Origin of the sequence: Kitasatospora sp. NPDC088391 (genome assembly GCF_044753345.1) — a bacterium.
Classification (GTDB): domain Bacteria; phylum Actinomycetota; class Actinomycetes; order Streptomycetales; family Streptomycetaceae; genus Kitasatospora.
The window spans coordinates 39,801-53,646 of sequence record NZ_JBIVNB010000003.1; the positions used below are offsets into that span (position 1 = coordinate 39,801).

Genomic DNA, 13,846 nt, shown 5'->3' on the forward strand with positions numbered 1-13,846 from the left:
TACGCAGGCATGAGTCCGTCGGAGGCGTTCACCGTCGATCCGTGGGGGATCTCCGAGCACGGCCTGGACCTGCCCGGGCAGGCCCGGGCCGAGTCGGTGTTCGCGCTGTCCAACGGCCACATCGGGCTGCGCGGCAACCTGGACGAGGGCGAGCCGCACGGCCTGCCCGGCACCTACCTGAACGGCGTGTTCGAGCTGCGGCCGCTGCCGTACGCGGAGAGCGGCTACGGCTTCCCGGAGTCCGGGCAGAGCGTCATCAACGTGACCAACGGCAAGCTGGTCCGGCTGCTGGTCGACGACGAGCCCTTCGACCTGCGCTACGGCGAGCTGCGCAGCCACCGCCGCAGCCTGGACTTCCGGGACGGCGTGCTGCGCCGGGAGGCCGAGTGGACGTCCCCGGCCGGGCGGACGGTGCGGGTGACCTCCGCCCGGCTGGTGTCGCTGACCCAGCGGGCGGTCTGCGCGATCGAGTACACGGTGGAGGCGGTGGACGGCCCGGTGCGGATCGTGGTGCAGTCCGAGCTGGTCGCCAACGAGCAGCTGCCGGGCGGCGCGGGCGACGGCGACCCGCGGGCCGCGGCCGTGCTGGAGGCGCCGCTGGCCGCCGAGCTGCACCACGCCGACGGACTCAAGGGCGTGCTGGTGCACCGGACCAGGTTCTCCGGGCTGCGGGTGGCCGCCGCCATCGACCACGTGATCGACGGGCCGGAGCGGATCGACACCACCGCCGAGTCCTCCGACGACCAGGCCCGGATCACCGCGACCACGGTGCTGCACCCCGGCCAGAAGCTGCGCCTGGTCAAGTACCTGGCGTACGGCTGGTCGGCGACCCGGTCGCTGCCCGCCGTCCGGGACCAGGTGGAGGCGGCGCTGACCGCGGCCCGGTACACCGGCTGGGACGGGCTGGTCGCCGAGCAGCACGACTTCCTGGGCCGGTTCTGGCGCGACTCCGACATCGAGATCGACGGCGACGTCGAGCTCCAGCAGGCGGTCCGCTTCGCGCTGTTCCACGTGCTGCAGGCGGGCGCCCGCAGCGAGGAGCGGGCGATCCCCGCCAAGGGCCTGACCGGGCCCGGCTACGACGGCCACTCGTTCTGGGACACCGAGACCTTCGTGCTGCCGGTGCTCACCTACTGCCTGCCGGACGCGGTCAAGCAGGCGCTGCGCTGGCGGCACGCCACGCTGCCGATGGCGCGCGAGCGGGCGGCCCAACTCGGCCTGGCGGGAGCGGTGTTCCCGTGGCGGACGATCCGCGGCGAGGAGTGCTCCGGGTACTGGCCGGCCGGGACGGCGGCGTTCCACATCGGCGCGGACATCGCGGCGGCCGCCGTCCGCTACGTCCGGGCCACCGGCGACACCGAGTTCGAGCGGACCCACGGCCTGGAGCTGCTGGTGGAGACCGCCCGGATGTGGCGCTCGCTCGGCCACCACGACGCCAAGGGCAACTTCCGGATCGAGGGCGTCACCGGCCCCGACGAGTACTCGGCGGTCGCCGACAACAACGTCTTCACCAACCTGATGGCGCAGTCCAACCTGTGGAACGCGGCGGACACCGCGCTCAAGCACCTGCACGAGGCCGGGCAGTTGGGCGTCGACACCGAGGAGGCCGCGGCCTGGCGGGACGCCGCCGACAAGATGTTCGTCCCGTACGACGAGCAGTTGGGCGTCCACCCGCAGGCCGACGGCTTCACCGACCACCAGCTGTGGGACTTCGAGGCCACCCCGCCGGAGAAGTACCCGCTGCTGCTGCACTACCCGTACTTCGACCTGTACCGGAAGCAGGTGGTCAAGCAGGCCGACCTGGTGCTGGCCATGCAGGTCCGCGGCGACGCGTTCACGGCCGGGCAGAAGGCCCGGAACTTCGCCTACTACGAGCGTCTGACGGTCCGTGACTCCTCGCTGTCCGCCTGCACCCAGGCCGTGGTCGCGGCCGAGGTCGGGCAGCTCGACCTGGCCTACGACTACACCGCCGAAGCCGCCCTGATGGACCTGCACGACCTGGGCGGCAACACCCGGGACGGCCTGCACATGGCCTCGCTGGCCGGGGCCTGCATCGCGCTGGTCGCCGGGTTCGGCGGCCTGCGCGACCACACCGGGCAGCTGTCCTTCCGGCCCCGGCTGCCCGCCGGGCTGCGCCGCCTGTGCTTCTCCATGACGGTCCGCGACCACCTGCTGCGGGTCGAGATCACCCACGCCGCCACCACGTACACGCTGCGGCGCGGCAGCGCGCTGCCCGTGCTGCACGACGACGAGCCGCTGCGGGTCGAGGCCGGCAAGCCGGTCTCCCGCCCCACCGCGAAGGCCGAGTCGGGCGAGGAGCGCCCGACCCAGCCGCCCGGCCGCGCGCCCGCCCGGCGGCACGGCCAGGGCGGTACCGCCGCCCACACCGCCGCCGTCGGCACCGTCGACCACCTGCCGGCGGAGTGACCGCGGGCCGGTAGGACGCCTATCGGCCCGATCAGCCGCCAACACTCCCTGCACCCGTTCGAACTGGCGGGCGCAGGGAGCTCCGGCGGGCGGTTCCGTCCCCGACGCCCGGAGGCCCGCCTTGCGCACCGCCCTACTCGCCGCTGCGGCCCGGCACCGCCGCCTGCCGGGTGCTGCGGGCGGTCGCCGCCGCCGAGGCCGACCGGGGCTACGGGCCCGCCGAGCTGCGCGCCGCGTACGGGCTGCCCGACGACGGCGGGGCTGGCGCGGCCGTCGATGCCTACGACCATCCGAATGCCGAGGCCGACCTCGGCGTCTATCGCCACTACTACGGGTTGCCCGCCTGCACCGCCGACGACGGCTGCCTGCGCAAGGCCGGCCAGCGCGGCGGCCCCGGCTCCCCGCACCGACATCACCTGGGCCAGCGAGATCGTCCTCGACCTCGCCGTGGTCTCCGCGGTCGCGTCCCGGGCCAGGCTGCTGGTCGAGGCCGACAGTGCCGCCGCCTCCGACCTCGGGGCGGCCGTCAACACGACGGTGGCGCTCGGCGCACAGTACGTTTCGATCAGCTGGCGCGCCCGAGGCCGCCAACTCCCTGCGCCGCCAAGGCCGGTACCTCGACCACCCAGGAACCGTGATCACCGCCGCCGCGGGCGACGGCGGGTAAGGCGTCGACTTCCCCGCCTCCTCCCCGCACGTGGTCGCGGTCGGTGGCACCACACTGTGGCCCGACCCGAGGTCGGCGCGCGGCTGGACCGAGAGCGTCTGGTCGGCGGGATCGGCTGCGGCCGGCGCACCGTCACCGATCCCGCCACGGTCGCCGACTCCGCGACCGGCGTCGCCGTCTACCAGTCCTACGGTGGCGACGGCTGGTACCTCTACGGCGGGACCTCGGCGGCCGCACCGCTGATCGCCGCCACGTACGCTCTGGCGGGCCCCGTCCCGCCTCCTTCCCCTACCGCCACCCAGCTGCCCTGCACGACGTCACCACCGACGCGACCGCCACCTGCACCCCCGCCTACCTCTGCACAGCCGCTCCGGGCTACGACGGCCCCACGGGCCTCGGCACCCCGAACGGCCTGGCGGCGCTCCGGGAGTAGTCATCTCGGAATCCCCATCCGGGCCTCGGCTGCACGGGTTTCTGCCGCCTCCCGGCGAATCCGCTCTGCATCCAGCTGCGCCCGCAGCCGGGCGTTCTCGACCTCCATCCGCCCCTGGGAACGGCGGAGCAGGTCGATGCGATCGAGCAGTTCGCGCCGCCCCGGCCGGTCGACCCGCTCGGTCAGCCGGCGCCAGAACCGGCCGAGAGGCCCTGATGGCGAGCCGCCCGGCGGGGCCGAACGAGGGAGATCCTCGGGCGGCGGGAGGACTTCACGGAGCCAGTTGCTCGGGCGGGCGGAGCCGGGCCGCCGGGAGAGTTCCTCCTGCAGTGCCTCCTGGAGCCACGGCCGGAGGTTGCTGCCGTCGACGGCCGACCGCCACAGCATCTTCCCGAAGGCGACCAGGTTCGTCTCGTCCAGTGTCACGATCAGCGCTGCGAGGTTAGGAACATTGAGCAGTCGGGCGGCCTCCCGGAGGGCGACCTGGATGGCCTTGGAATCAAACGCTCCGTGCCGGGGGGCGACCAGGATCTCCACCACGTCACCCGGGGGCCGACCTGCCACGGCCGCTGTGAGCAGGAAGACCGCCCGGTCCTCCAAGCAGCCCTGAGCGAACGCCGCGATCATGGATGACACCCTGTTTCGGGAGAGAGTGACCGCCGCATGGCTGAGGACTTCTGCGCTGACCTGCTCCGCTAGCCCGTCGGGTCGGCGGAAAAGGTCGGCCCGGCTACCGATCTCCCGGTCCAGGAGAAACTCGGCCATGGCCTCCGCCGCGTGCGACAGCACCCCCTCAGTGAGAAAACCGGAGATCAACTCGGCGACGTCCGGGACCGGTCGATGCAGTACGGCCTGCTGACGGGCATCGGTCGCCCACTCGTGCGCCCCGGCGCCGTGCAGGGCAGTGATCGCAGCCACCACAGTCGGGGGCGGCCCGGCCTTCGCCAGGTCCGTGAGTGCCTCCTCGGCAAGCCGTTCACGGCCGGGCGCAAGCAGTCGGGTAAGAATGCCAGCCATGTCGGCCGGGTTCCTCGCCCCTCGGGCAGCGATGAGGAGGACACGGCAGAGGTCGTGCTGTCCGGCGCGGTCCAACGCACCGATGAGCTCCGCCAGGTCGGCCACCGGACGCTCATCTGCCGCAACCCGCAGCGCCGCTACCACCAGGGCCCCCAGCCCCTGGCGGTCCACCGCGGCCAGGATGGGGACGACCTCGTCCGTCGGTCTGGCGACGGCCACCGCAGCTGTCAGCACCTCGGCCGGACCGTGGAACCCCCGACTGTGCAGCCGAGTGATGAGGTGGACGAGATCGGTGGGCGGCGAGACCTCCACCACAGTCCGAACCACGATCGACGTGTAGGAGTCGAGCCCTTCTCGGTGGAAACCCTCGACCAGGGCCGAGACATCGTCAGCCGACCGGGCGACGACTGCCGCCGGGAGCGCGAGCTCGGCGTGCTGCTGGCGGCCCGCGTCCTGCAGTGCCACGAAGAGCGCGACCACATCGTCGACCGGCCGCAGCTGGCCGGCCGAGCGCACCACCTCGGTGGCGATGCCCGAGTACTCCGCGTCCGCCCCGGCAACGAGCGCCACCAGGTCGGGCACGGGTGCCCGCTCCAGGTCCTGGAACAGGAAGCCGAACGATCCATCGGCCAGCTTCTCGCCGACCTCTGCGAGGTCCCAGGCCAGCATGCTGCACTGCTCCTCCGCCCGCAGCGCGCGCATCCGCTCGGACAGTACCTCCCGCCGGAGTTCGTCCACCTCCGCCCGCAGCCGGTCCCGTTCTTCTTCCAACCGCCTGTACTCCAGCAGGACATCCGCCAGCGCGGTGGCCTTGGACCTGCGCTCGATCTCCTGTTCCTCGTTCAGCCGGCGCAACTGCAGTTCGAGGCCGTTGAGGTCGCGCTCCCGCTCGACCAGGTCGCGGGCCAGCGACTCCCCACGGGCCTTTGCATCGGAGAGTTCCGACTGGGCGCTCTCCAACTGGGCATGCAGTTGCTGGACCCGGTTCCCGTTGCGCAGGGCGAGCTCGCGGGAATCGAGGACCGCGTCCCGGTCGGCGGGCGACACCGAGTGACCGGCTGTCCGCAGGTCGTCGAGCAGTTCCTCGACGAACGCCCGGGACGGCAGCCGCTCGCCGCTCAGGTACCGGGACAGCGTGGACGGCGAGACGAAGCGGCTCTTCCCGTACTCGCGGTAGCTGGTTCCCAGGCGTTCGAACAGGGCGCGCAACTGCACGGCGAAGTCCTGGCGCTCCGCAACCTGGGCCCCCACCCGCACGGTCAGCTCCGTCGAGCAGTCGTTCTCCCCTGCCAAGTCCCCACCCTCTTCAACTCCCGGTCACGGCCGGTTTTATGAGAATCCACTCTCCCGGATGCAGGGAGCAGCGGAGGGCGGATCAGGGGTGTTGCGGGACATCGTCAACAGCGTTCCCCTCCCCGGGCCTGTTGCCACCTCGGTGGGCACAGCGATGATCCATGGCATCGGTGTTGCCCGACGGAGTGTCAACGCGTCTCCGCTGACGCAACATCCGTGTGGTGCCGGAAGCTCGGCTCCATGAATCACGACTCTGTCCGTAGCGGTGTCCCGCTCCCCTTCTTCGTCGTCTGCGTCGCCCTCCTGATGGGGCTCTCGCTGGCGGGCTTCGGCTACCTCTTCGCCCGCCGCGACCGGCTCTCCCGCAGTGCGGCGGTGGCCTGGGCCGCGGGCTGCTTCTCCGGCACGGTCTACCTACTGTTCAGGGCAGCCGAGGTGCTGCACGCGGTGTGAGCGGAGCCAGCAGCGCGGTGCACGGCGCTGCCGGTCGCCCCCAGCACAGGGTCTGGGGCCGTCTCGGGCCCGCCCGACGGGCCGGAGAACAGCGTTGCGCTCCGGCCCGGCCCTCAGCGGGTCAGCTGTCCTCGTGCCACTCGGTGCTGAGGACGCCCATCTGGACCTGGTCGTGCCAGGAGCCGGCCCGGAAGACGGCTTCGCGGCGGCGGCCCTCCTCGGTGAAGCCGGCCCGGCGGTAGGCGGCGAGGGCGCGGGTGTTGTAGCCGTTGACGGTCAGTTCGACGCGGTGCAGGCCGAGTTCCTGGAAGCCGTAGCGGATGGTGGTGCGCAGCACGTCGGTGCCGAGGCCGCGGTCCTGGTGGGGCGGGCCGATGATGATGGCGAGGGTGGCGCAGCGGTCCTTGGGGGTGGCGCCGTAGAGGGTGACGTGGCCGGCCAGGTCGGCGCCGTCGAGGGTTTCGACGGAGAGGCCGAGGTCGGTGCCGCCGTTCTGGCTCCAGGCCCGGAACATGTCGGCGAGCCGGGCGTCGGGCTGCGGGTGGACGGGGCCGGTGACCTGCTGGATGGCGAGTCCGGGCTCGCGCCACCAGGCGGTGAGCAGCGGCAGGTCGGCCTCGCGCAGTTCGCGGAGGCGGACGAGTCTGCCGGTGAGCGGGTCGGTCATGCGGAGGGTCCTGTTCTGGCGGAGGGTGGGGAGGGTCAGGCGATCTGGGCGGCCTGGAGCCCGGCGTAGGGGCCGCCGGTGCGCAGGAGTTCGGCGTGCGAGCCGATCTCGGCGATGCGTCCGTGCTCCATCACGACGATCCGGTCGGCGCCGCGGACGGTGGAGAGGCGGTGGGCGACGACGAAGACGGTGCGGCCCCGGACCAGGCGGGCCAGGGCCTCCTGGACCAGGGCCTCGGAGCGGGAGTCGAGCGCGGAGGTGGCCTCGTCCAGGACCAGCACGCGCGGGTCGCGGATCAGCGCGCGGGCGATGGCGAGGCGCTGCTTCTGGCCGCCGGAGAGCCGGGCGCCGCGTTCGCCGACGACGGTGTCGAGGCCGTCGGGGAGGCGTTCGATGAACTCCAGCGCGTTGGCGTCGCGGAGCGCGGCGCGGACGGTCTCCTCGGGGACGTCCTTGAGGCCGTAGGTGACGTTCTCCCGGATGCTGCCCTCGAACAGGATGGACTCCTGCGGGACGACGGAGAGGAAGGTCCGGTAGGAGCGCAGGTCGAGCTCCTCCATGTCGCGGCCGTCGAGCAGGATGCGGCCCTCGGTGGGGCGCAGGAAGCCGATCACCAGGTTGAGCACCGTGGACTTGCCGGCGCCGGACCCGCCGACGAGGGCGACGGTCTCGCCGGGGCGGACCGTGAGGTCGAAGCCGGTGACGGACGGGGCGGCGGCGCCGGGGTAGGTGTGGCCGACGCTCTGGAAGTCGATCCGGCCGGTGACGGCGGCGACCTCGGCCTTGCCGGCGTTCTCCTCCAGGTCGGGGGCCTGCAGCACCTCGCCGGCCGAGCGGACCGAGGCGAGGCCCTTGCCGAGCTGCGGGGCGAGGGTGAGCAGGGTGGTGACGGAGCCGGTGAGCGAGGAGAAGTAGGCGCTGAGCATGACGACGGCGCCGGGGGTGACGTCCAGCCAGCCGTAGTAGGCGACCAGCGCGGAGCCGGCCAGGCAGCCGACGCCGAGGGCGTTGAGCAGGATCCAGGCGAGCGAGCCGAAGCGGCCGTTCAGCAGGTCGAGCCGGAGGCCCTCGTCGAGGACCCGGCCGAGGGTGCGGTCGACCCGGCGCAGCGCGGTGCGTTCCAGGCCGTGCGCCCGGGTGATCGGGATGAGGGTGGTCATCTCGCCGATCCGGGAGGAGAGTTGCTCGACCTCGCGGCGGAAGGACTCGTTCCGGGTGCGGAGCCGCTCGCGGAGCCGGACCACCAGCAGCGCGCCGGCCGGGACGAGGACCAGGAAGACCGGCAGGAAGGCCGGGGTCTGCACGGCGATGACGACGAGTCCGCCGAGCAGGGTGGCGATCGCGGCGAGGCCGTTGTCGGCGGTCTGCTGGGCGGCGGTCTCGATGCCCTCGACGTCGCGGATCACCTTGGCCTGCAGGACGCTCGCGCTGACCCGGGAGTGGTAGCCGATGGAGAGCTGCTGCATGCGGTGGCACAGGGCGGAGCGCAGCCGGGTGCCCGTCCGGCGGATGGAGCCGTGCATCCAGTGCACGTAGAGCATGTGCAGCGGCAGGTTGAGCAGCAGGATGACCAGCAGGACGGCGGAGTTCCACCAGAGCACCGAGATGTCGCGGTGCTTGACCACCACGTCGACGATGTTGGCGGTGATCAGGGGCAGCAGCCAGACGGGGGCGTGCTTGGCGAAGAAGACGGCGACCGCGCCGAGGACCCGGGGGCGGTCGGGGCGGAACAGGAAGACCAGGGTGCGGACGGGGTGCTCGCCCCGGTAGCGGTGGCTGAGCGAGCCGTCGGGCAGGGCCATGGGGGAACTCCAGTGCGGGGCGCGAACAGGCGGTGCCGTCCCATCCTTCCAGCGGGCGGGGTCGGTAGAGCTGTCCGCTACCGGACAGCGGGACGGCCCCCGCGAAGTGCTCGCGGACCGGGATGAAACATCCTGGCCCCTCCGGGTCGTCATAGGGCGGGCACGGCGAGGGGAGAGGGAGAACGTGGTCGCAGCTCGACGGCGGGCCGCCATGGAGGAGGAGTTCGTCGCGTTCGCGGCGGCCCGGTCCGGGCCGCTCTACCGCTCGGCGTACTACCTGACCGGCGGGGACGGGTTCCTGGCCGAGGACCTGGTGCAGGAGACCCTGGGCCAGATGTACGCGCACTGGCACCGGCTGCACCGGCCGAGCTGGGCGGGGCGGATCGACAACCCCGCGGGGTACGCGCAGACGGTGCTGGTGCGGGCGTACCTGACGCACCGTCGGCGGCGCAGCAGCAGCGAGCGGCCGAGCCAGGTGCTGCCGGAGGTGGCCGAGGACGGCCCGGACTCGGCGCTGCGGCTCGCGCTGGTCGACGCGCTGTCCCAACTGCCGCCCCGGGACCGGGCGGTGGTGGTGCTCAGGTACTGGGAGGACCGCAGCGTCGAGGAGACCGCGGCGATCGTGAAGGACAGTTCGTCGGCGGTCCGGACCAGGTGCACCCGGGCGCTGGCGAAGCTGCGCGGGCTGCTGGGCGCGGACCTGGCGGAGCTGGTGGCGCGGTGACCGGGGAACGGCAGGGCTGGCGGAACGGGCGGGACGGCCGGAGCGGGCAGGACGGGCAGGACGGACGGGGTGGTGGCGTGGACGGCGGGGCGCGGCGAGACGGACGGAGTGCCGGAGTGGACGACGGGGACGGGGAGTTCGAGGTGCGGTTGGGGAAGGCGTTCGGGCAGGCCGGGAGCGGCCCGGACCCGGAGCTGACGGCCCGGCTGGTGGACGGCGGCCTGGCGACGGGGCGGCGGCTGCGGCGGGCCCGGCGGCGGCGGTCGGTGCTGCTGGCGGGGGCGCTGACCGCGGCGGTGCTGGCGGGCGCGGGCGTGCTGACGGTGCCGCACGGCCTGCCGGGCGGCACCTCGGCGGCGCTGGAGGCGGCGCACGCCTCCGACGCCCCGGCGCCGGTGGACCGCGGGGTGACGGTGCTGCTGATCGGCCTGGACTCGGCGGTGGACGCGCAGGGGCGGCCGGCGCCGGACCAGAAGCTGCCGGTGGGCCGGTCGAACGGGGACCCGGACACGGCGGACACCCTGCTGCTGGTGCACGTGTCGGCGGACGGCGGCGAGGTCCGGCAGCTCTCGGTGCCGCGCGACGTGCTGGTCCCGGCCGACGGCGGCGGGCAGGTGGCGATCGGCCAGGTGTACGCGGACGCGGAGCGGGCCGCGACGGACCGGCTGCGCGGGTCCGGGGTGTCCGGCCCGGAGCTGCGGGTGCGCGGGCGGGAGGCCGGGCGGCAGGCGCTGCTGGGCGCGGTGGAGCGGTTCGGCGGCCTGCGGGTGGACCACTTCGCGGAGGTGTCGATGGCGGGCTTCTACCGGGTCGCGGAAGCCCTCGGCGGGGTGCCGGTCTGCCTGAACCGGCCGGTGGACGACCGCTTCAGCGGGGCGCACCTGCCCGCCGGACCGCAACGGCTGGGCCCCGCCCAGGCGTTGGCCTTCGTCCGGCAGCGGCACGGCGTGGGCACCGGGGCGGACGTGGAGCGGACCCGGCGGGCGCAGGCCTTCATGTCCGGGGTGCTGGCCGAGCTGCGCGCGGGCGGGGCGCTGACCGACGCCCGGAAGCTCTCCGCGCTGTACGGGGCGATCGGCGCCGACCTGGTGGTGGACCGGGGCTGGAGCCCGGTGGACTTCGTCCGCCAGGTGCCGGCCTTCGCGGTCGGCCGGGGCACGGTGGCGACGCTCCCGGTGGTGGTGGACGGCACCCGGCTGCGGGCCGAACCGGGCGCGGTCCGGGAGTTGCTGACGGGGGACGCGACGGGGGGCGCGACGGGGCCGGCCGCGCCGTCGGTGGCCGCTTCGCCCTCCTCCGCCTCCTCCGCCTCCTCGGCCGACGCTGCCGCTGCTGCCGCTGCTGCCGCCGCTGCCTCGGCCGCCGCCGCCGCCGACCCGGACGGGGTGCCGTGTGTGGACTGAACTCCCCTGCCGACGAAGCTGCCTGACGATGCGTCAGCCGAGGGCCGTCCAGCCCCAGGGGCGGGGCCCGTGCTCGCCGCGCAGGCAGGCCAGCCGGTAGCGGGCCTGGGGCAGGTGGCGGGGCTCGGCGGCGGCCTGCTGGAGGGCGTAGCAGGTGAGCCGGAGTTCGCGGACGGCGGCGAGCACCGGGTAGCCGGGGCGTTCGGTGACGTCGGCGCCGTAGGCCGCGCAGAACTCGGCGTAGCCGCGGGCAGCGAGGGCGCCGAAGCTGTGGTGGCCGACGGCGGTGGTGGTGAGGTCCCACTCGGGCGGGCCGAGCGCGGTGCGTTCGAAGTCCAGCAGGTGGGCGGCGTCGGCGGTGACCGCCAGGTTGCCGCTCCAGGCGTCGCCGTGGACGACGGTGAACCTGCTCGCCGGGAGCGCGAGTTCGGACCAGGCGGTGCGCAGTTCGGCGAGCCGGCCGTGCAGCCAGCGGCGGTTCGGCTCGTCCAGGCCGGCGCCGTCGATCCGCAGCGGCAGCCGGACGAAGGGGTCGAGCGGGCCGAGCACGCCCGCGGGCGGCGGCAGGCGGTGCAGGGTGCGCAGGGCGGTGGCGAGTTCGATCGGGCGGCCGGGCCGGTGCGGGGGCAGTTCCTGCCAGAAGGTGGCGGGCCGACCGCGGACCTCGACCGGTGCGGCCGGGCGGTCCAGCGGCCGGACGGCCGGGACGCGGTGCCCGCGCAGCCAGCGGGCCACCGCCAACTCCTTGTGCGCCGCCGCGAGTTGTCCCTCCCGGCCGATCCGGGCCACCACGGCGCCGGGCAGCCGCCACAGGGTGTTCTCGCCCGCCCTGATCAGCTCGGCCCCGGCGGCGGAGTAGCCGGCGGCGGCGCAGGCCTCGGCGAGCAGGGCGGCGGGGGTGCGGCAGTCCACGTCTCGGGCTCGTTCCACTCGACGGCGGGGGCTCCGGTCCAGCATGGCGGCGGGGGTACCCGAACGAAAGTGTCCCACCGGCCATTTCCCGCAGCGGACTCGACCGGCGACCCTCGCCGTCCGGATTCACCCCCCTTGCGATTGGTCCAGACCTATTGACGGGGTTTTGCCACCGCTCCTACGATCCGGTCGGGCACAGCCCCCACATGTCCCCACCTCACCCCAGAGCCGGGCGTCACGCCCCCACGCGTCGGTCATGTCCATGACGCTCGGCGGGAAAGGGAGCACAGCATGTTCCGTCGAAGGTCGCACTCCGCGCGCCCGCCCGTGGTCCGCGCCGTCCCGTCGCACCGGAGCGGCCACGCCGCGGCCGGGTCCTCCACCGCCCTGCGCCGCTCGGTCGCCGGGATCAGCGCCGCCGCCGTCATCGCGGGCGGCCTCGCCGTCGCGGGCTCGGTCTCCGCCTCGGCGGACGTCGCCAACCTGGTCGCCAACCCCGGCTTCGAGAACGGGCTCACCGGCTGGACCTGCTCCGGCGGCTCCGGCGCCGTCGTCAGCACCCCGGTGCACGGCGGCAGTTCGGCCCTGAAGGCCACCCCGTCCGGCCAGGACACCGGCCAGTGCCAGCAGACCATCAGCGTCCAGCCCAACTCCCAGTACACGCTGAGCGCCTACGTCCAGGGCAGCTACGCCTACCTGGGCGCCACCGGCACCGGCGTGAACGCCTCCACCTGGACGCCGAACAACGCCTCGTACGGCCAGCTCAGCACCAGCTTCAGCACCGGCGCGACCACCACCTCGGTCACCGTCTTCCTGCACGGCTGGTACGGCCAACCCGCCTTCTACGCCGACGACGTGGTGCTCTCCGGCCCCGGCGGCAGCAGCCCCTCGCCGACCGCCTCCACCAGCCCGTCGACGTCCGCCAGCCCCTCCACCTCGGCCAGCCCGTCGACGTCCGCCAGCCCGTCGACCTCGGCGAGCCCCTCGACCTCCACCAGCCCGTCCACCTCGGCGAGCCCCTCCTCCAGCCCGACCTCCGGTGACGCCACCTGCGCCACCAAGCCGCGGCCGGCCGGCAAGGTGCTGCAGGGCTACTGGGAGAACTGGGACGGCGCCTCCAACGGCGTGCACCCGGGCATGGGCTGGGTGCCGATCACCGACAGCCGGATCGCCCAGCACGGCTACAACGTGATCAACGCGGCCTTCCCGGTGATCCTCTCCGACGGCACCGTGCTCTGGCAGGACGGCATGGACGCGGGCGTCAAGGTCTCCACCCCGGCCGAGATGTGCCAGGCCAAGGCCGCCGGCGCGACCCTGCTGATGTCGATCGGCGGCGCCGCCGCGGGCATCGACCTGAGCTCCAGCACGGTCGCCGACAAGTTCGTCGCCACCGTCGTCCCGATCCTGAAGAAGTACAACTTCGACGGCATCGACATCGACATCGAGACCGGCCTGTCCGGCAGCGGCAGCATCGGCACCCTCTCCGCCTCGCAGTCCAACCTGATCCGGATCATCGACGGCGTGCTCGCCCAGATGCCGGCCGGCTTCGGCCTGACCATGGCCCCGGAGACCGCGTACGTCACCGGCGGCAGCGTCACCTACGGCTCGATCTGGGGCGCCTACCTGCCGATCATCAAGAAGTACGTCGACAACGGCCGCCTCTGGTGGCTGAACATGCAGTACTACAACGGCTCGATGTACGGCTGCTCCGGCGACTCCTACTCGGCCGGCACCGTCCAGGGCTTCACCGCCCAGACCACCTGCCTCAACAACGGCCTGACCATCCAGGGCACCACCATCAAGGTCCCCTACGACAAGCAGGTCCCCGGCCTCCCCGCCCAGCCCGGCGCGGGCGGCGGCTACATGGCCCCCAGCCTGGTCTCCCAGGCCTACGGCTCCTACAGCGGCCAGCTGAAGGGCCTGATGACCTGGTCCATCAACTGGGACGGCTCCAAGGGCTGGTCCTTCGGCGACAACGCCAAGTCCCTCCAGGGCCGCTGACGCCCCGCCACCACCAGGAAGCACACGGGCCGGGCCCCGGGAGCGAA

The 13,846-nt window shown here is 73.5% G+C and carries 8 protein-coding genes and 2 pseudogenes; 6 read left to right on the forward strand and 4 right to left on the reverse strand.

The window, feature by feature from the left end; genetic code table 11:
* Positions 1-9: 9 nt before the first annotated feature.
* Positions 10-2,427, forward strand: coding sequence for a glycoside hydrolase family 65 protein (locus ACIQBJ_RS08880; protein ID WP_400705968.1), 2,418 nt, complete (start codon positions 10-12; stop codon positions 2,425-2,427).
* Between the two features lie 1,100 nt (positions 2,428-3,527).
* Here ACIQBJ_RS08880 and ACIQBJ_RS08885 read toward each other — a convergent pair.
* Positions 3,528-5,837 carry a hypothetical protein gene (locus ACIQBJ_RS08885; RefSeq protein WP_400705971.1) on the reverse strand — a complete coding sequence of 770 codons (2,310 nt, stop codon included), beginning with the start codon at positions 5,835-5,837 and terminating at the stop codon, positions 3,528-3,530.
* Positions 5,838-6,077: 240 nt separating this feature from the next.
* Here ACIQBJ_RS08885 and ACIQBJ_RS08890 point away from each other — a divergent pair, with 240 nt between their 5' ends.
* On the forward strand, positions 6,078-6,290 hold the full coding sequence (locus ACIQBJ_RS08890) for a hypothetical protein (RefSeq protein ID WP_400705974.1): 213 nt from the start codon (positions 6,078-6,080) through the stop codon (positions 6,288-6,290).
* A gap of 121 nt (positions 6,291-6,411) precedes the next feature.
* On the opposite strand, the gene ACIQBJ_RS08895 is transcribed toward ACIQBJ_RS08890, so the two are convergent.
* Entirely contained in the window at positions 6,412-6,957 is a 546-nt protein-coding gene (locus ACIQBJ_RS08895; RefSeq protein WP_400705977.1) for a GNAT family N-acetyltransferase, read from the reverse strand.
* A 35-nt stretch (positions 6,958-6,992) separates the two neighbouring features.
* Positions 6,993-8,759 carry an ABC transporter ATP-binding protein gene (locus ACIQBJ_RS08900; RefSeq protein WP_400705980.1) on the reverse strand — a complete coding sequence of 589 codons (1,767 nt, stop codon included), beginning with the start codon at positions 8,757-8,759 and terminating at the stop codon, positions 6,993-6,995.
* Between the two features lie 211 nt (positions 8,760-8,970).
* Here ACIQBJ_RS08900 and ACIQBJ_RS08905 point away from each other — a divergent pair, with 211 nt between their 5' ends.
* Positions 8,971-9,483, forward strand: coding sequence for a SigE family RNA polymerase sigma factor (locus tag ACIQBJ_RS08905; protein ID WP_400708097.1), 513 nt, complete (start codon positions 8,971-8,973; stop codon positions 9,481-9,483).
* A 116-nt stretch (positions 9,484-9,599) separates the two neighbouring features.
* On the forward strand, positions 9,600-10,886 hold the full coding sequence (locus ACIQBJ_RS08910) for an LCP family protein (protein WP_400705983.1): 1,287 nt from the start codon (positions 9,600-9,602) through the stop codon (positions 10,884-10,886).
* Between the two features lie 33 nt (positions 10,887-10,919).
* Here the strand turns inward: ACIQBJ_RS08910 and ACIQBJ_RS08915 are convergent, their stop codons facing one another.
* Positions 10,920-11,798, reverse strand: a complete 879-nt coding sequence (locus ACIQBJ_RS08915) for a phosphotransferase family protein (RefSeq protein ID WP_400705986.1) — start codon at positions 11,796-11,798, stop codon at positions 10,920-10,922.
* A gap of 291 nt (positions 11,799-12,089) precedes the next feature.
* Here ACIQBJ_RS08915 and ACIQBJ_RS08920 point away from each other — a divergent pair.
* Both ACIQBJ_RS08920 and ACIQBJ_RS08925 read left to right on the forward strand, forming a co-directional pair.
* A pseudogene (locus ACIQBJ_RS08920) lies at positions 12,090-12,611 on the forward strand (carbohydrate binding domain-containing protein); the annotation flags it as partial.
* Positions 12,612-12,839: 228 nt separating this feature from the next.
* A pseudogene (locus tag ACIQBJ_RS08925) lies at positions 12,840-13,799 on the forward strand (chitinase); the annotation flags it as partial.
* Positions 13,800-13,846: the final 47 nt, after the last annotated feature.

Excerpts from the sequence above, each read along its gene's own strand:
- ACIQBJ_RS08890 (WP_400705974.1), top strand. The coding sequence starts at position 6,078 with ATGAATCACGACTCTGTCCGTAGCGGTGTCCCGCTCCCCTTCTTCGTC.
- ACIQBJ_RS08895 (WP_400705977.1), bottom strand. The coding sequence starts at position 6,957 with ATGACCGACCCGCTCACCGGCAGACTCGTCCGCCTCCGCGAACTGCGC.
- ACIQBJ_RS08880 (WP_400705968.1), top strand. The coding sequence starts at position 10 with ATGAGTCCGTCGGAGGCGTTCACCGTCGATCCGTGGGGGATCTCCGAG.
- ACIQBJ_RS08905 (WP_400708097.1), top strand. The coding sequence starts at position 8,971 with ATGGAGGAGGAGTTCGTCGCGTTCGCGGCGGCCCGGTCCGGGCCGCTC.
- ACIQBJ_RS08900 (WP_400705980.1), bottom strand. The coding sequence starts at position 8,759 with ATGGCCCTGCCCGACGGCTCGCTCAGCCACCGCTACCGGGGCGAGCAC.